The 17,868-nt window shown below is 64.3% G+C and carries 16 protein-coding genes; 6 read left to right on the top strand and 10 right to left on the bottom strand.

Annotated elements, in window-relative coordinates; genetic code table 11:
• Window positions 1-48 precede the first annotated feature (48 nt).
• Window positions 49-2,694: a rifamycin-inactivating phosphotransferase gene (gene rph, locus KALB_RS08630; RefSeq protein WP_236650204.1), complete on the top strand. Its 2,646-nt coding sequence runs from the start codon at window positions 49-51 to the stop codon at window positions 2,692-2,694.
• Between the two features lie 1,095 nt (window positions 2,695-3,789).
• On the top strand, window positions 3,790-5,010 hold the full coding sequence (locus tag KALB_RS46400; RefSeq protein ID WP_148309406.1) for a hypothetical protein: 1,221 nt from the start codon (window positions 3,790-3,792) through the stop codon (window positions 5,008-5,010).
• A 160-nt stretch (window positions 5,011-5,170) separates the two neighbouring features.
• Here the strand turns inward: KALB_RS46400 and KALB_RS08620 are convergent, their stop codons facing one another.
• Window positions 5,171-6,298, bottom strand: coding sequence for an NsdA family TPR-like regulatory protein (locus KALB_RS08620; RefSeq protein WP_236650203.1), 1,128 nt, complete (start codon window positions 6,296-6,298; stop codon window positions 5,171-5,173).
• 555 nt (window positions 6,299-6,853) lie between these two features.
• On the opposite strand from KALB_RS08620, the gene KALB_RS08610 reads away from it, so the two are divergent.
• Both KALB_RS08610 and KALB_RS08605 read left to right on the top strand, forming a co-directional pair.
• The gene (locus tag KALB_RS08610) at window positions 6,854-7,165 is read left to right on the top strand and encodes a hypothetical protein (protein WP_025355319.1); all 312 of its coding nucleotides are present in this window, start codon (window positions 6,854-6,856) and stop codon (window positions 7,163-7,165) included.
• A 258-nt stretch (window positions 7,166-7,423) separates the two neighbouring features.
• Window positions 7,424-8,269, top strand: coding sequence for a hypothetical protein (locus KALB_RS08605; protein WP_148309405.1), 846 nt, complete (start codon window positions 7,424-7,426; stop codon window positions 8,267-8,269).
• A 30-nt stretch (window positions 8,270-8,299) separates the two neighbouring features.
• Here the strand turns inward: KALB_RS08605 and KALB_RS08600 are convergent, their stop codons facing one another.
• The 6 genes from KALB_RS08600 to KALB_RS08575 form a co-directional block, all read right to left on the bottom strand.
• Entirely contained in the window at window positions 8,300-8,881 is a 582-nt protein-coding gene (locus KALB_RS08600) for a GNAT family N-acetyltransferase (RefSeq protein WP_025355317.1), read from the bottom strand.
• Between the two features lie 286 nt (window positions 8,882-9,167).
• Window positions 9,168-11,300, bottom strand: a complete 2,133-nt coding sequence (locus tag KALB_RS08595; protein ID WP_025355316.1) for a cell division protein FtsK — start codon at window positions 11,298-11,300, stop codon at window positions 9,168-9,170.
• Window positions 11,297-12,094 (bottom strand): hypothetical protein, encoded by a 798-nt coding sequence (locus KALB_RS08590; protein WP_148309915.1) that lies wholly within the window; start codon window positions 12,092-12,094, stop codon window positions 11,297-11,299. Before KALB_RS08590 ends, KALB_RS08595 begins: the two co-directional genes overlap by 4 nt.
• 71 nt (window positions 12,095-12,165) lie before the next feature.
• Window positions 12,166-12,495, bottom strand: coding sequence for a hypothetical protein (locus tag KALB_RS08585; protein ID WP_025355314.1), 330 nt, complete (start codon window positions 12,493-12,495; stop codon window positions 12,166-12,168).
• Window positions 12,492-12,830 (bottom strand): WhiB family transcriptional regulator, encoded by a 339-nt coding sequence (locus KALB_RS08580; RefSeq protein ID WP_025355313.1) that lies wholly within the window; start codon window positions 12,828-12,830, stop codon window positions 12,492-12,494. Before KALB_RS08580 ends, KALB_RS08585 begins: the two co-directional genes overlap by 4 nt.
• Window positions 12,827-13,108, bottom strand: a complete 282-nt coding sequence (locus tag KALB_RS08575) for a helix-turn-helix domain-containing protein (RefSeq protein WP_025355312.1) — start codon at window positions 13,106-13,108, stop codon at window positions 12,827-12,829. The genes KALB_RS08580 and KALB_RS08575 overlap by 4 nt, the downstream gene beginning before the upstream one ends.
• Before the next feature lie 167 nt (window positions 13,109-13,275).
• Between KALB_RS08575 and KALB_RS08570 the strand changes: the two genes are divergently transcribed.
• Together KALB_RS08570 and KALB_RS08565 are read left to right on the top strand one after the other, a co-directional pair.
• Entirely contained in the window at window positions 13,276-13,653 is a 378-nt protein-coding gene (locus KALB_RS08570) for a hypothetical protein (RefSeq protein WP_025355311.1), read from the top strand.
• 179 nt (window positions 13,654-13,832) lie between these two features.
• Window positions 13,833-14,966, top strand: a complete 1,134-nt coding sequence (locus KALB_RS08565; protein ID WP_025355310.1) for an NsdA family TPR-like regulatory protein — start codon at window positions 13,833-13,835, stop codon at window positions 14,964-14,966.
• Here the strand turns inward: KALB_RS08565 and KALB_RS08560 are convergent.
• The 3 genes from KALB_RS08560 to KALB_RS08555 form a co-directional block, all read right to left on the bottom strand.
• A complete protein-coding gene (locus tag KALB_RS08560; RefSeq protein WP_025355309.1) occupies window positions 14,913-15,500 on the bottom strand; it encodes an NUDIX domain-containing protein in 588 nt (195 codons plus the stop codon). The two genes, KALB_RS08565 and KALB_RS08560, sit on opposite strands and share 54 nt — an antisense overlap.
• A 186-nt stretch (window positions 15,501-15,686) precedes the next feature.
• Window positions 15,687-16,556 (bottom strand): hypothetical protein, encoded by an 870-nt coding sequence (locus KALB_RS46395; RefSeq protein ID WP_148309404.1) that lies wholly within the window; start codon window positions 16,554-16,556, stop codon window positions 15,687-15,689.
• A gap of 20 nt (window positions 16,557-16,576) precedes the next feature.
• Complete coding sequence (locus KALB_RS08555; RefSeq protein WP_025355308.1) at window positions 16,577-17,854, bottom strand: tyrosine-type recombinase/integrase; 1,278 nt, start codon at window positions 17,852-17,854, stop codon at window positions 16,577-16,579.
• Window positions 17,855-17,868: the final 14 nt, after the last annotated feature.

Here is a 17,868-nt window from a genome sequence, read left to right as displayed (position 1 = left end):
GACAACCTTCGCGCTCGCCTGGGCCGTTGACGGCCACAATGGACGTACATGGGAGAAGTAGTGGTTGGTACTGACAGCAGTGTGGCGATGTCCTTCTCGCTCGGTCGCTACGTGCTGGGTTTCCAGGAGATCGATCAGAGCCAGGTCACGGTCGTTGGGGGCAAGGGCGCGCACCTGGGGGAGCTTTCGCGGATCGAAGGCATCCACGTGCCGGCTGGCTACTGTGTGACGACGGAGGCTTTTCGGCGGGTCATGGCAGACGCGCCGGCGCTCGATGATCGGCTCGATCAGCTGTCGTGTCTGGCGCCGGACGACCGTGACGCGATCAGTGCGCTCAGCGCGGAGATCCGTGGTGTCGTCGCAGGGACTCCCATCCCTGACGATGTGGCGGCGGTGATCACGAGCCCACTCGCCGACCTGGGCGAGAAAGCCGCCTACGCCGTCCGGTCCAGTGCGACGGCCGAAGATCTGCCGTCTGCCTCCTTCGCCGGCCAACAGGACACGTACTTGAACGTCGTTGGATCTGCGGCGATCCTCGAGCACATCAGGTTGTGTTGGGCTTCGCTTTTCACCGAGCGAGCCGTGACTTACCGCCTGCGGAACGGTTTCGACCATCGCAAGGTCCACATGGCTGTGGTCGTGCAGCAGATGGTCCTGCCGGAGGCGTCCGGCATCCTGTTCACGGCCGACCCGGTCACGTCGAACCGGAAGATCACCAGTGTGGAGGCCAGCTTCGGCCTTGGCGAGGCTCTGGTGTCCGGTCTGGTGAACGCGGACATCTACAAGGTGCGAGACAGCGACATCATCGACAAGACGATCGCTACCAAGCAGTTGGCCATCCTCGCTTCACCAGAGGGCGGGACGCGGCAGCAGGAGATCGAACCGGAGTTGCGGCAGCGGCCAGCACTCACCGACGAGCAGGTGGTGCTGCTCGAGCAGCTGGGTCGGCGGATCGAGGCACATTTTGGCCGTCCTCAGGACATCGAGTGGTGTCTGGTCGACGGCGGCTTCCAGATCGTCCAAAGTCGACCGATCACCACGCTGTTCCCCATCCCGGCGACCGAGGACCGGGACAACCACGTCTACGTTTCCGTCGGTCATCAACAGATGATGACCGACCCGATGAAGCCATTGGGCTTGTCCGTCTGGCAGTTGACCACGCCAAAGCCGATGGCCGAGGCAGGTGGGAGGCTGTTCGTCGACGTCACCCAAGGCCTGGCAGCACCGGCCAGTCGCGAGGGACTCCTTGAGGTCCTGGGCAGGTCCGATCCGTTGCTCAGGGACGCACTGGAGACCGTCATCGACCGCGGCGACTTCATCCCGGCGCCGTCGCAGGAGAGCACCAACCGGCCGTCCGCTGGTGGCGCGCCAACTCCGATCGAAGCCGATCCGGCCATCGTCGACGAGCTGGTCGCGCGCACCGAGGCGTCGCTGGCCGCCGTCAAACGCGATATTCGGATGCATCACGGAGCCGACCTGTTCGACTTCATCCTGGAGGACCTTCAGGAACTGAAGCGGCTCTTGTTCGACCCGCGGAGCCATCAGACGTTCACGGCGGCGATGGACGCGGCGTGGTGGCTCAACAAGCAGATGCACACGTGGTTGGGCGAAGAGAACGCGGCCGACACACTCACACAGTCCGCCCCCAACAACGTCACTTCGGAGATGGGGCTCGCGCTCCTGGACGTCGCGGATGTGATCCGCCCGCATCCGGAGGTCGTGGCTTTCCTGCGGGACGTCGAGGACGACGGTTTCCTGGACGAACTACCCAAACTGGCGGGCGGGCGCGAGACGCGGGACGCGATCCGGGACTACCTCGACAAGTACGGCATGCGCTGCGTCGGCGAGATCGACATCACGAGGCCGCGGTGGAGCGAACGCCCCACCACCCTCGTGCCCGTGATCCTCGGCAACATCGAGAACTTCGAGCCCGGCGCCAGCCGACGACGCTTCGAACAAGGGCAACAGGAAGCGTGGAACAAGGAGCAGGAGCTGCTGGAGCGCTTGCGGGCCCTGCCGGACGGAGAGCGGAAAGCCAAGGAAACCAAATCGATGATCGACCGCCTGCGGACCTTCATCGGCTACCGCGAGTACCCCAAGTACGGCAAGGTCAGCCGCTACTTCGTCTACAAGCAGGCGCTGCTTGACGAGGCCGAGCGCCTCGTGCGGGACGGCGTACTCCGTGACCGGGATGACGTTTTCTTCCTCAGGTTCCAGGAGTTCCACGAGGTCGTACGCACCGGACAGGTCGATGACCAGCTCATCGACCAACGCAAGGAGGAGTTCAGCGCGTATCAGGCGCTCACACCGCCCAGGGTGCTCACCTCGGATGGTGAGGCCGTCGCCGGGGCCTACCGACGCGAGGACGTGCCGGCCGACGCACTGGTCGGCCTACCGGTTTCCACCGGGACCGTCGAGGGGCGTGCCCGCGTCATCCTGGACATGACCGAGGCCGATCTCGAAGCGGACGACATCCTGGTCACCGCCTACACCGATCCCAGCTGGTCGCCCGTGTTCGTCACGATCAAAGGCCTTGTGACCGAGGTGGGCGGCCTGATGACCCATGGCGCGGTAGTCGCCCGGGAGTACGGCTTGCCGGCCGTCGTGGGGGTGGAGCATGCCACCCGGCTGATCCAGGATGGGCAGCGGATCCGCGTGAATGGAACGAACGGGTACGTCGAGATCCTGCCCTAGCTGTTGCCGGTCATGAGGCTGGTGACGCCGGTGGGGAGGCGATGGCAGTTGACGTGCGCTCTCACCAACATGCTCGGGAGTCACACCACGAGCCGACCGTCCCAGTCGGCAGGTGCGACCGGACCGTCAGCGCGCCTGCTGCCAAGCCTCTGATCAGCCAGACCGAATGGGGCTGGACGAGGCCGGATTGACCGCGCGGCAGATCGCCGACCAGCTCGGCCACGCCAAAAGGTGCCGGTTTCGTGTGGCCCTGATCTTGAGGCGCCTGGTCAGCAGCCTGCTGACCAGGCGTTTCTGTAGGGCGGGTCGGGCTCGAACCGACGACCTGACAGATTATGAGTGTAAAAGTTCACCCTGACGGTGTAGCGGTGCAGGCATTTCGCCTGTGATTGAGGACGAAACTGCCGCCTCAGAGGCCCCATTGGCGCGAGTTCATGGACACGTCCATGGACAAGTTCGTCCACAACGGACAGCCTCTGACCAGGCTACACGAGCTGCCTCGTCAGAGTGCGCACCTAACCAACGGCGGATGCTAGACGACCTTGGCCAGCACTATGCTTGCAGCGACCCGCACAGACTGGCACTCATCCCGCCTGGTCCAGATCAACCACTTGATACTGCGAACAATCTTCAGAGAGCGTTTGATTTTTCTAATCATACACTTCACCACCTTCCTGATACTCTTCACTTGCCTCTTCAGGTTTCTGAATCCGAAAAAGTGAAAGAACAGCGAGAGTTCAAGAAGTGCCGCAAAAAGCGAAGGACTGGTTACGCAGCCGCCAAAACCGGAGTCGAACCAAGCGCTGGACCCAGGCCACACGGGATGAGCACACTGTGGAGTTGTGCAATCAGTGTAGCCGCGAGCGTGAGACTACGCGTAGCAGTCTCCTGGTACTACAGCCGCGCTCTCAAAGCGTCGATCACAAAACTGCTGTTCAGAGGGGTTACGCCCTTAGCATGACTCTGAACATCGTGGTCATACCACAGGCGACAGACATCACCTTCGACACACTGCGGCCATAGCACTAGGACCAAACAGGTGAACGAGTCAGAAACGTCAACAGAGCCGCCAGGCGCCACGCTACATTCCCTGCCATGAAGTACTCGCATGCCCGAAGGCGGAAACCGCCGAGTCTCGCATTGCGTACCGCCCTTACTAACCTGGCCAGCCAGCGGAAACTCATCGACGGCATGCTGGTAGAGCGTGGCATGCCGGTGGACTGGCGGTCAGATAGGTATCGAGGGGTACACCGAGCTGCAGCTCGCCACATCCTGGTCCGCAGGAAACAGGAGACCGTTTTCGAGGCACTCAGCTTGCTACTGTTCCTTGCGGCAAACGGACTTGCGGCCGCCTGGATCAACCAGCCTGGGTCGATAATTGGCCACTTTCTACTCGGCTGCCTCGGCACGTTTGTTGCATTTAGCGTGCCACTGGCCCTGCTGGTAGAAGTTAAAGTAGCGCGACATGTCGTTAATGTGATATTTTCCGCCTGGATATGCCTCTTTTTAGGGGCTGCCGGATTGATCATCTACGGAAAGGTGGCCCAAATATCGTCGATTTGCACAGTTACCCAGAACGTGTTAGATTCGGGCTGGGTTGGCTATGCGGGACTGCATGGCGTAATTGCCGTCGGGTTCATGATGGCAGTGATTTATGTCGCCGTTCCAGCCGGAAAGCTGATCCTTCGATTTCGACCACATAAACAACCTATCTCTAACGCAATCCTCATACTATTTGACATCATCGAAGTGGCGCGGACTGAGCGTAGCTTCCTAAGTCAAAGAAACAAGGGTTGGCTGGCACAAGAGCTGCTCCACTTGGCAGATCTTCTTAGGAATGGCCTGTGGCGGGCCGAAGGTCCAGTCGACCTGTACGCCCGATCGACGTTGCGGCAACGGTGCGGCCAGGCCGCAGATGCCGTTGAGATGTTGGTCGTATGGCTGTATTTGCCCGCCAAGACGACGCAGGCAGACCTACTCGATGTACTCTGCGCGTTGCTTGTTGCCTTGGTCTCGGGAAGGCTCGACGAGCTGCCGGTGGAGCCGGCAAGGGCACACGCCGTCCGACGAAGCAAGCTGAAGCTGGTGATTGTGTCCCTACGCACGATTGTCGTCGGGGCGATCCCACTGGTCGCCGTATACCTCCTGCAACGTTTCGGGGTCGCACTACCGGGCGGGCTCAGCGATGGCGTGTACATCGCGTCTGCACTGTGGCTGATAGTTGCAGTTATTGCCGCTTTTGGAGATATCAGGCCTGAGCAGTCAGATCTATACAAGACATTGCTTTCGGGGCTATTGCAGAGCCGCAGTAAGTGAAGCGGCTTGCTTCCATCGCTGCTCGGACGCCAAAACCGGGCATGGTCATGCGACGCCCACGCTCTAGCGATCCGACATTCAGCGACTTCTGCTCCGCGTGGGTACCTCCCTCGGCGGCGTTACGATATTTCTGTCCACAACGGATAGCCCCTGACCAGCGCTAAACGAGCTGCCGCGCCAGGGTGCGCAGTCGGCGGTCCTGACGGGCTGAGCCGATGCCTGCGGCGAGCTGCCCAGCAACAGCCGCGTGCTGGCGAGCGGCGTCCTGCTCCCCCATCGCCAGGAGCGCAGTTGCGAGGTCGACTCGCAGAGCTGCCTCAGCACGGGCGAAGGAGGGATCGAGCCGTTCGAGTGCACCCGAGAGCATCGAGACCGCCTCGGCGTCGCCGAAGCGAGCGAGGGCGTGCCCGCGCCAACGCGCGAGGTGCGTCGGGTCGAGAGCCACGTACGGACCGCCGTCACCGGTCGTATCGGCTGGAAGCAATGCCGCCGCCTCATCGAACGCGCGCAAGCTCGCACTTCGTTGCTTGGCAACGGCCAGCGCCTCACCATGTGCGGCTGCAATCCAAGCTCGCAACAACCTGGAAGCTGACCGGTCAGCACGAGAGCGCGCATCGGCAAGGATCTCGACAGCCTCACTCGACTTGCCGATTTCGAGGAGGACGAACGCCTGCTCTGCCGCTGAATGCGCCTCGAACGGAACGGCACCGGATTCGACTGCTGCTGCCTTCGCGTGCTCGTAGTGCTGCCATGACTTGGTAGCACTGCCGATGTCCAACGCTTGCCACCCGGCCAAGGTGTGCAGTTCGGACAGCAGTCCAGCGAGCTTGCTCCGGACACCGGGCAACAGGCTGTGCGCCAGCAGGCGCGCCACCTGCTCGGCCTTCGACTTCACCTCATCGTGCGCGACGATCGCACCCAACTGACGATCAAGGCGGCGAACGGCATCGAGCTGCTCATTCAGCAGTGCGATTACGTCCGCGTCGACCCGCTCGGATGCACCGAGCATCCGGCGAAGCTCCTCGGCGGACTCGTCAGCGACTCCGATCCCGTGAGGGGCAGAGAGCAGCTCGCCAATCGACGTGCTGAAGATTCGTTCGAGCAGTCGTGCAGTCGCAGGGCGCACCGAACCGAGCGGGCTGCCGTCCGGCCGTCGCCCGGCAGTGAGCCGTTGCAGATGGCGGACGCTGAGTGTGCCGGGCTCGTGGTGCTCGCGCGCGAAGGTCTCGGCGAACTCAACGAACTCCTCGAACGTCTGCCGCCGTTCCCTGATCCGCTGCTCAAGCACCGTGCGCGGGGACTGAGTCGCCCCGTTCCCAAGTCCCATCTCCACCGTCCCGAAATGTCGTGCTCGCGTCGTGCTCACGTCGTGTACCGAGCCGAGAGCCAACGCGAAGCTGATATCAGTCTCGCACGGCCACCCCAACGTGGTCAGCAGGCTGTCCGGTGGGTTCCTCCTGTTGTTCCGCCTCCCGCCGGACCACTGCCGCTGCTGGGTCAGTTCCCCGACGCTGGCCCAGCAGCGGCCCGACTACCGGAGGGCACTGGTGGCTGAAGACAATGCCGCGACGGCCGTCAGGATCCGGGCATCGTGGGTGACGAGCCTCAGCGAGGATGCCGACCACGCTGTCACCGACGAAGCGATGGTCAGGGGCATGAGGACCGGCGAGTACGTCGGACTCTGCGGCACACAGTTCATGCCTGCCGCGATGGTCGAGCCGTCCCGACCGCCGTGCGGTGGTTGTATCGCGCTCCTTCACCCACAAGCAGATTCCGGGCAGCGCTTGGCACATCGGCACCGCAAGGCAAGTTGGTTGAGCCGCCTACTTCGGCGGTCTGCGTCGTGATCGACCTCAGCGTCATCGCCGCTCAGCTTCCGGAACTGCGTCCGTTGATCGAACAACAGGACCCGGCTTGGGCGTTCTACGGGTCGACCGATCTCGCCATGCCCATCACGGTCACGTGCGCGCGCTTCTACTTCGCCAACGGAGCTTGGTACGCCGACGCGCTCCATGTTGGGCTACGTGAAGTCGGTGCGTGCCGCACTCGGTGGCGCGGTCCCGGCTCCCTGGTGGAGCCCATGTGGACCTTCACGGGCGAACTCGCCGAGGCGGTCAACCGCGTGATGGAGCAGCCCAACTCCGAGGACCCCTGAACCGCCAAGCCGCGCGCTCCACAGGAAGGCCGAAGCGTGGAGTCGGGGTGTTCCGTCCATTCATTCACGCGATCGACGTGCGCACGCCCTCGATCGAGTTCCGGGGGCTGACGTTGTGGTTCGGCTGGTGCGGCGCGGCGGTCATCGAGGTGACCGGGCCGGTCCCACGAGGAAGGCAACCCTGTCCGATGTGTTGGAACTGATCATGGAGTCCGCGCAGTGCCAAACCACACAAGCCTGACTCGCCGATTGGCCGCGATGCGGCGCTTCTACACAGGAGAGCCGCAGAGCGCGGTCATGCGTCCCATCATTCAGGCACGCGAAACGATGGATACCGACGACCGCCGTTGGCTCCTGGATGTCCTCCACGGCCACGAGAGCACACCACGGCCACGTGTTCGGGACATGCTGCTGCCGGATGCCTGTGATGCCTCCCAGCGGCGTCTGGAGGCCGAGGTTCTCGCCGCTGTGGCTGACCTCAGCGCGGTGTCGGTGTTCCGGATGGTGCGCCCGGAACCAGACGCGTTGTGGCTTCACGTGAACACGGACGTACTGCCCGCTCTGCTCGCCCGTGTGCTGCCACGTGTCACCGCTGACGGAGTGGCGGGTATCGCTGGTGTGCGGATGCGGCAGCACCGCAGGCACATCGAGTTGCACGAGCCTCTCGGGTCCGCCCGTGTCCTGCTGGCGGGCGTCAGCCAAGGGCAGCAGACCGCCGCACTGTCCTACCCCAGGAGCCTTCCAGGAGAACCCTTGTGGGATAGGAAGGGCACAACCTCGGCTGAGGCCGCCGTGTGTACGCCAACGCACGCGTGGCCGGTGGCGCTGGCCAGTGGTGTGCTGCGGCGGGTCTGGCTGTTCACCGAACTGCCCCGAGTCGTGTGGACGGCTGGCACGTGTTCCGTGGAGTGGTTGGGCGGCTGGCCCATCCCTCAGATGGTGAAGGCGCTGCGGCATCCGGTGTTCGGGCTGGCGGGTGTGACCGTGGCCGAGTGCTACTCGGCTGACCGCAGGGTCATCGTCTTCGTACCGGCAATCGTCCCATTCGGCGGCACAAGTCAGGTGCGCGGTAGCCAGGACCACCGAGCGGCAGTGCGCTCGTAGCTGTCGGTGGGACCAACCAGCGCCGAGGGGTCACCAGAGCTTGTCGATCTCTCCCGGATACAGCTCGATGCGTACGTCGTGGAACGACGTCTCTGCCTGCTTGCTTCCGGTCGAGAAGAAGGCCCCCATGGTGACCTTGTCGAAGCCTGGCTGGTCGCTGGGGAACGGATTGCGCGGAGTCCCTCCGACAAGCACCGTTCCAGGCAGCAAGTGCCAGCCTGCGCTCTCATAGAACGCCTGAAGCGGACGGTCACAGGTGAACAGACCCAGGTCCAAGCTCCGAGTCGACATCAACTCACGCGCGGCCGACACCAGGTACCGGCCATGCCCGCGACCACGTGCCTCCTGACGCGTCACCACGGTGCTCAGCCCGCCCACGGCATAGCTCCGGCCAACGTGGACGATCTCCTTGCAGAGGACATCCAGGGCTGCCAGTACAGTTCCGTCGTTCACCAGGAGCACCGACTGTGGCCGCAGCGCAGGATCATGGGTCAGCCCGTCCTCAGAGCCATCCGAGGCGTTGTCCGGTGGCCATGCCTGACGCTGAAGCTCCAACACTTGGGTCCGCAACTCCAACGGAGTGGCTTCTTCGGGAAACACCATGACCTGCATGTAGCGATTCTGTCCACCCACCGCAAAGGCGCAAGTGGTTTTGAACCCCACTCGGCAGACGATCCTGACCACATCAGGTGAGGCGGGACGGACTCTGTGACGGCTGACCAGGAGGTGACTCGGTCAAGGGAGTTCGGCGACATAGGTGACGGGTGGGACGGGGCCACCGTGGTCCCGTCCCACCCGTCACAGTCACGGTTTACGCAGGTGGCAGGGCGTATCGGCCCGTCACGGCGGCGGTGACGGGCGACAGACGCTGTGACGCCTGCCGTGACAGGCAAGGCAGTCAGGTCCGGCCATCACCGTCTGTCTGTCCGCCCTCGACCTGTGCCACGGCCGCGCGGATGTCGGCCGTGAAGTAGCCGCGCACCTGACGCAGGCTGCCGTCCGTGGTCGGTATCCGCTCCCGCTTGGACCGGCAGCCGAGGTCAGCCATCTGCTTGCCGAACACGGTCGGCTCGATGCCGAGCGCCTCGACCAGCTCAGCCGTGGGCACGAACGCGCGGCCGTCGTGCTCGGCGAGGTCATCGCCAAGGTAGTCCACAACGGACGCGAGCGGCTCGGGCAGCTCCACCAGCTCGGCATCAGCGACGGCGGTCGTGCTGCCGCCGATGGCCTTGGCCACAGCAGCGCGGTCAAGCATGGGCACCGAGTCGGCCCCGATCGCGTGGCCGGTCAACGTACCCGCTTCCTCCCGCAGCACCCGGCCTCGTTCGCAGATGACCTTCCAGTCGGTGTTGGGCATGTAGTAGGTACGTACCGTCATCGCGAGCACATCGGCCCCGGCCTCGGTGTCTCCGTCCGGTCGGAGGATGCCAACTCCCTTGTGTGAGGCGAACAGCTTGGAGGAGTCGTAGCCTCGGGTGTTCATCTGCTCGCCGAGGATGATGTTGGAGTCTCGCCAGTCCATCACCCGCAGCGCGAACCGTGACCCCAGTACCGCGCGCAGCGCGGTCGGCAGGCTGGTCGCGTCTGGGCGTTGGGTGGCCAGGATGACCACGATTCCGGCGGCTGGTCCCTTCTTCGCCAGCCACGTGAGCAGCTCACCGAGGTACTTGCCCAGCGGCACCTTCTGCCCCTCGACGTCGATCGGGATGCGGGACTCCAACGGGATGTGAGCCTCGTCCACGATCACGGCCGTGATCGGCATGTTCAACGCCGTATCGCGGGAGATGGCAGGAGTGATCTTGGACTCGGGGCAGGTCTCGTCATCGAGTTCCCGCATCCGCCCGTACCGGCCTTGGGTCTCCGACACCAGTTCCTCAAGCCACGTCTTGAACGCGAACAGGTGCGCATCGTCGTCACCGGAGAAGAACCGGTGTGCGCACGGCTGGCAGGCGTCCCAGTCCTTGCCTCCCTTGAAGTCCGCCACGTACAACCGGGTGTAGGGGTCCAAGATCAAGCCCGCGGCTGCCAAGCGTTCGGCGAAGGTCTTGCCCTGCCGCGGAATGGCCCCAATCAGCAGCGAGGTCCACACCAGAGGCAGAGACACCTTGCGAGCACGGGCGTCGTGTCCAAACGGGACCGGACGCCACGCGTCCCAGTACCGCACACCCAGCAGCGGTGTCCGCAATGGCGGACCCGCGTACGGGTCCTCATCAGCCACCCACAGGGCCACACGGCCCGCGTGACCGCCATTGCCCCGGACCCGCTCGGCGATGAGCTGCACCTCGTCCACCGCCAGCGCCGAGGCGAGCGCCTCCCTGTTCTTCACCACGTCATTGGCCTTGCGGGTCGCGGGCAGATCAACCGTGATCGCCCACCCCTCTCCCTGGCGGTGTGCTCGTTCCACCAACCGCAGCGTCTCGTCCTTGCCGATCAGCTTGGCGTCCCGGAACGCGTCCACCAGCACCTGTGGGTCCATCGTCCAGGTCAGCGAGCGCGGACCGGACAGCACCGGCTTGCGTCCGGGGCTGCCGTCCTTGCGACGGCCCAGAACCGCCAGCGCCACCGCAGCGGCACCACCGACGCTCCACCACACCACCTGCCCGCACAGTACGTACGCCACCCACACCAGCACGGCCGTCGTGACGGTGCCTGCTGCGGTGACCTTCCACCGGAACAGGGTCAGTGCGCGGATCTCGGTGAACTTGTCGGCGAGCTTCTCGGACTGCTCGGCCGCGTCGCGGTAGTCGTGAACGGTGACCCACTTGCGCCACCATCGGATGGCGACCAGCAGGCCGCGCGCCACAGCTCCGACGAACCGGAACGGTGAACGCAGCACCCGAACCGCGAAGTCCTTCAGGACCTGCGTGAACGCCTGCCGGTTCTTCAGCGCCACCGGTACCCGTGGTGAACACTGCCACCACGACCCGACCGCCTCACGGACGGCCCGCTTACTCGAATGAGGGGCGTCGTCAACCAGCTCGCCGTCGAACACCGGCGGAGCCTTCTCGATCTCCGAACGTGAGGAAGTCATTGCCGCACCTCACTTTCCCGCGTGCCATCGTTCGCAGCAGAGGCAGCAGTACGCTCCACTTCGGACCGCAGTGTTGCCGCCAACCGGGGCGACAGGCCCCGCGCGCAGTCAGTCACCGACCGGACCCACGCAGGTGTGACCTTCGTGCCGGGCGACCACGCGGCGCGCGCCTCGGCGAGGTAGTCACCGAACAGCTTCCGACGTCCCTTGTTCCTGGCCTGCTGCTGGCGTGGCCGGTGAACGCTCGGAGGAGGATTCACCGCCGAGGCGGTGGTGAACGCTGCGGTGACCGCCTCGGTCAGCTTGTCCCGCAGATCCGTGACCGCCTCGGCGGCCACAAACACCACCAGCGGCGGCACCGAGTGCAGCACGACCCCCGACAACGAACCGGCCGCGTACGAGGCCCAGGTGTTCATCACGTACGTGGCGCCGAGGGTGAGCCACTTCGCCCACCGCACCCACGGGCCGGTCTGCACCTGGTAGCGGGAGGTAATCTGCTCGGCCCGCAGGATCGCCAGCAGCACCAGCGACACAGTGGGGTCCAGCAGCCACGCTGCCAGCCACGGCAGCGACCCCACCGTGGTGCCCGCTGCGGCGAAGGCTTGCACGTTGGTCATCGTGAAGCCGAGTCCCAGCGTGATGCCCGCCCAGCACAACCGATCCACCTGTGTGCGTACCTGCTCGACCCGCAAGGCGACCACGTCCGGGTGTGTCTGGTACGCCCGCCGCTTCGCTGCCTCGGCGGCATCCTCGGCGAGCTGCTCGACACGGCTGGGCCGAAGCCAGCGGGTAATGGGGCCGGGTGGCCGCCCGCAGGCGGCCACCGCTCCCCTCACCTTCCGTTGGGAATCAACAGGATTGGTCATCACCGGTCACCCCTGTGCCGAGTCGAGCTGTCCAGCGTGTTCACGGTCAGGGCCTTGGTGAGCACGTAGGCGGCGAACAGGTCTGGCAGCGCGAGCACCACCAGGAGCAGCGTCGTGTTGTCCGGGTGAGTGATCACGATCCACTGCACGCCGAGGATCACCGCTCCGCCGAGCAGCACCCGACCGGCCAGCGACACCAACCGCGCCCCGGTGCGTGCTGCCTCGGCTGCGGCCTTCGCTCGGCGGCGTCCGGCGCGCCACACCACGAACAATCCGAGCAGCACGCCCATCCCGGCGAGGAGAGGAAGCATCGGCACGTCCACGCTCATGACGACCGCCCTCCCCCGCGCCGAGCGCACCACGCGGCGTAAGCGGCTCGCCTGTCCTCTTCGGACAGCGCACCCCAGACTCCAACCGTCTCGTCACCGGCAGTGCGGAACTCCAGTTCCAAGCACTGACGACGCACCGGGCAGCCCTCGCAGATCCGGGCTGCGGCCTCCCGGTCGGTGAGGTCGTCACCGGTCCACTCGGGCTCCTCATCGGTGGCGACCAGCCACATGCAGGCCCCGTCAGCGGTCACGATCTCCAACAGCACGTTGTCGGGTGCCTCGGCGAACCGGTCGAGATCGGCCGCGATCACCTCGAAGTAGTCATCGGGGTTCACCACGACGCACCCCCGGTCAGCCGAGCAACCTCACGAGCAGTGCGACGCTCGGTCGCAATCCGTGCCACGTCAACGCATCCACCCGACTCGGCGGCTTCGGTGATCAGCTGGTCGAGCGCGATCGCAGGCACGACGTAGCGGGTACGAACGCGGACGGCAGGGAACGCGTCTTCCCTGATCGCCCGGTAGAGCGTGGCGGGATCAACGCGCAGGATTCGCGCTGCTTCCCGCACCGTGTAGAACGCCGGTCGACCGGCGCCAGGCATGGCTGTACTCATTAAATATTTCCCCAACCGGAGAGAAAGAATAATATCAGCTCGATAGAGCCAATTACGGCTCTAGAGCAGGCAGAATGCGGCCAATCGCGCGGGCACAAGCTCGGCGTCGCCCCGTGAAATGCACAGTCCGGCTAATCTCGGCGCTGAGGCGGAGCGCGGAGGAATACGTGTCGGAGGACTGGGCGGCGGTCGCGAAGGCCATCAACGAGCGCGTTCAAGAGCTCGGGCTGCTGCAACGTGCGGTCGCGGAACGCGCGGACGTCTCGCAGGCGATCGTCCGCGAGTTGCAGTACAACACCGTTGAGCGGCGCCGCAGCGCGCGAACGCTCGAAGCGCTCTCCGTCGCCCTGGAGTGGCACCCCCAGCACCTCACCGCGGTGCTCCGCGGCCGTCGACCGCCAGCACCTGGTGAGGAAGCCGAGGAGGAGCTGTCGGCTCGTCTGGCCGCGATCGAGGACCGGCTGACCGAGATCACGCAGCGGCTCGATGAGATCAGCAGCCACCTGGCTGCGGCTACCGGCGATGGCGACCGACGCCGCCAGTAGCGGCGATGCCGCTCGTGGTGTCCGGCCCTTCGGTCCGGTCACCCGGGAGGCGCTGTTCCTGTTCATGCTTACAGAGAACGGCAGTTCAGCGCCGTTCTACAGTTGGCACCGGTTAACCAGACCCCCATTAACCCCAATTAACTTCGCAGGTCAGGGCGGTTATTCGGTCGGGGGCGATGATGGTGAAGACCAAGCTTCGCGAGGTACGAGACCAGCTCGGCTACTCCGCCGCCGAGGTGATCAGGATGCTTCTACGGCGGGCTTCCATGCTCGGCATTGGCGTGATGTCTGCGACGAGCCTGAAGACGAAGCTCTCCGTCTGGGAGAACGGCCACGAGTCGGTCAGTGAGCCGTATCAGCGGCTGTTCAGGGACATCTACGGCCGGATCAACGAAGAGCTGGGGTTTCCACCTGAGCAGCAGGACTCCGAGGCGTTCGAACTGCGCTCACGGCTCGCGGTAGCCCGGACCGTGGATGCTGGCACGGTCGAGCTGTTCCGGCGACAGGTCAACGACGCACGGCACGCTGACCAACGGTTCGGCGGCATCACGCTGCTCGACCAACTTCGCAGCAGCGCCAAGCAAGTCGAGGACGTGCTGACCTACGGCGCTGGTCGTGGCTGGCGGCAACAGCTTGCTGCGGTACTCACGGAAGCGTCCACCCTCGCAGGCTGGCTAGCGCTCGACCGGAACGCGGTTGGGCAGGCTTGGACGCACTACGAACGCGCGAAGGCCGCAGCACGCGAGGCAGACTCCACAGCACTGCTCGCGCACGCGACCGCCGAGCAGGCTTTCGTCCTGGTCGACATCGGCGATACCTCGCAAGCTGTCGAGCAGTTCGCCGAGGCGCGCAGACTTGCCGAGCGCACTACCCCGCCGCTTCTCCGGGCATGGTTGGCCGCAGCACACGGCGAAGGCCTCGCCGCTGCCAACCAACGCGACGAGGCGCTACGAGCCTTCGACGCCGCTGACGCGCTGCTGCCGTCCAACCCTGTAGACCCAGAGTTGCCATTCGTGTTCCTCGCTGGTGTGCACCTCGACCGGTGGCGCGGTCACGCTGCTGCCCAACTCGGTGAACCGGAGGCCGTTGCTCGACTGGCCGCCGCTCTACCCCGGCTGCCACCCACCTTTGTTCGCGCGAAGACCAGGATGCTGGTCGACCTCGCGTTCGCCTACGCCGCTGCTGGCGACCGAGACGCCGCGCTGGAGCACTCTCGACAGGCGCGGCGGCTCGGCTCGCAGATCAAGTCCGACCGGCAACTACGCCGTCTCGGTAGCCTCATCCTGCCCGGCAGCGCCTCCGGCGTTGCGTGAGGCGAGGTAGTACAGCAGCGCCACGAGCGTGCCCGCGCCGAGTAGCTCCTTGCGCTGCGCCAACTCCTGAACCCGACTCAGCGGCACCCACTCCACACGGCCCTGCTCCTCGGTGTCGGTCGGCTCCCCGATGTGCTCGGCATTGCGCCACAGGTAGATGTCCATCGGCGCCGTCGTCTGCCCCGGCAACGGCTCGAAGCTGATCAGGTGCTCAGGCTCGCCGACCGGCTGCCACCCGCTCTCCTCAGCCGCCTCACGCGCCGCCGTGGCCGCCGCTTCCTCTCCCTCATCCACCAGCCCGCCGAGCAGCTCGTAACCCCACTGGTCGGTGGCGAACCGGTACCGCCAGAGCATCAGCGCCCGGTCCTGGTCATCCACGATCAGGGCTATGGCGATCCTGCCCAGGTGAACGACGTGGTACTCCCATCGCTCACCGTTCGGCGCCTCAACATCCGCTAGCCCTAGCTTCACCCACCGGTTGTCGTAGATCAGCCGCTCACCGTAGGTCTTCCACGCTCCGCGCTCCTCCGTCACGTTGACAGACTACGGAAACTCAAGGGTGCCAAGGCGATCACCGTCAAGTTTTTGAACCGAAACAGCAAGGTTTCCTGCCTAGCAGTCGCCCAACCAGGAGCTTCCCCTTCGCTAGAGCAGAAACCGCACACTTTTCGCCTGCATAGCCACCCGCAAACACACACGATTGACAGTCACCAAAGAGACCTAAACAACCTCTTGATCAATTTTCAGCAGGTCTTCAGGTTGAAAACAAAGAGCACTCGCGATACTTTTCACAATATTTAGCACATATTCATTATGCCAGCCCCTTGCATGGTTGACGTGAACCACATCAAACCTATACTTCCCCGAAACAGTCTCAGATTTCAGGCTACGCTCAACTATCACATGATCAATTCTATTTACAACAGCATCATCCACTCCCCCTGCGACCGCATACAAAGCAGAAGATACGAAAATTGCAGGAAAAATTAGAGTGACACGCCGAAGAGGTGGTCGATCGCCCCCTTTATCCCACTCAGACAATCTTTCATTCCAGTGATTGACAGCTTTTGCCAGCGGGTAGGTGATGTCATTAAATATGTCGTTACTGTTTGCCTCCCATCCTCCAGACTTTTTATTCAGCTTCAGCAGCTGAACGCCACGACGATGCGGCGCGAACCTCCAGTCATGGTACCTCGCAAAGAAATCTTTATCCCTAGCAAGGGCGTAGAAATCATCGGCCCCTAGGGCAATCTTCGCCGACAACGTCATGTGGATTCCAGTAAGGCCAAACCGATCTGGGCGCCCTTCCCACGGCCTCTCTAGGACAACCCACGGCCACTGGTAGTTCTTACACTCTCCCAGGATAATCCACTCAAGGTCGACGGAACGGTCGTCCACGAAGGCGTGGACATATCCTTGCTTAAAGATATCCACTTCCCTACTAATTCCGCTGTCCTGATCCTTGAAGGCCCAACCAGTTACAGTACCAGCCCCTAGAAGGTCAGCAATCTTCTGCTCAAACATAAATCCAGTGGTACTAACAGCCCGAATGATCTGTTCGTGAGTTGGTTCCGGCGCGCCGTCCGTCATCGGCATATTGTCTCATACACTCAATTCCCTTGACGACGCTGATCCCTCTTCGGCATCCGGGAACCAAGAATCTCAGCGGCCTTGCGGTCGGAGGCGGCCACCCACGCGGCGTAGACGCGCAGGGTGGTAGCGCCTCCGCCGCCGTGGCCGAGGCGACCGGCGACGGTGCGGAGGTCGATTCCGGCGGTCAGGAGCTCGGTGGCGGAGTAGTGACGCAGGGCGTGAATGTGGGTGTCGATGCCGAGGCGCTCGGCCATGTCCTTGTAGCGGCTGGACACGGCGTGCGGGGAGTAGGGCTGCGTTGGGTCGACGTTGCGGACGCCAGAGAACACGTACATGTCCTCGGTGAACTCGGCGCCGTTCTGAGTGAGCCGCTGAGCGCAGCGCTCCTTGTGCTCACGGAGCAGTACAACGGTCTCGGTGTCGAGGGCGATGCGGCGCATCTGGTGGGTCTTGGTGTCCTTCACGCGGCCGACGCCGTTACGGAGGACGTAGCTGCTGCGAACCTCGATAATGCCTTCGTCAAGGTCGATCCGAGACCAGGTGAGCGCGCAGACCTCGCCGCGCCGGATACCCGTCGTCATGACGAGCCAGACAAGCGTTCCCCAGTCGTGGTCGGCCTCGTAGGCAGCGTCGAACAGGCGGGCAGCTTCAGCGGGTGACGGCGGGGTGGGCTGTGGCTGCGGCTGCTTGGGGCGCTTGGCGATGCGGGCGGGGTTGGTGTCGATCCACTCCCAGCGCACGGCAGCGCTGAGTGCGCCGCTCATGATCGAGTGGAGCTGCCGGACGGTCGAGGCGGCCAGAGGCTTGCACGTGTGCGGCTTGCACTTCTCGTCCTTGCAGTCGTGCTCGCCCTCAGCACGGTGCTCAACGAACGGCTTGCCGTCACAGCGGGCTCGGCAGCGGCGAAGTTCGGCGTAGAGGGCTTCGAGCATCCGCGTGGAGACCTTGCGTACGGGCTCGGCGCCGAGCACGGGCCGGATGTTGCGCTTGATGTAGCCCCGGTACATCTCGCGCGTGCCCTCGTCCAGCTCAGCAGTGCGCAGCCACTCGTCCAGCACGTAACCGAACGAGACCGAGGAAGTAGCAGAGCGCTGCTGGTCAACCTGGCTCAGCAGCCGCGTCATGACCTTGTCGGCAGCGCGCTGCGCAGCCTTGTCGGCGCCCTTGACCGTCTCGGTCAGGTACACGTCCTTGCCGGTCACGGGGTCGACGCCGGAGAACACCCGGACCTGGAGCGAGTTGCCCCGCTGACGGACGCTGCCACGCCTGCGACGCTGGTCTGCTGACTCGGCCATACGGCCCAGCGTAA

Origin of the sequence: Kutzneria viridogrisea DSM 43870, from assembly GCF_000525635.1 — a bacterium.
GTDB lineage: Bacteria > Actinomycetota > Actinomycetes > Mycobacteriales > Pseudonocardiaceae > Kutzneria > Kutzneria viridogrisea.
This window is presented reverse-complemented; position numbering and strand designations above follow the sequence as displayed.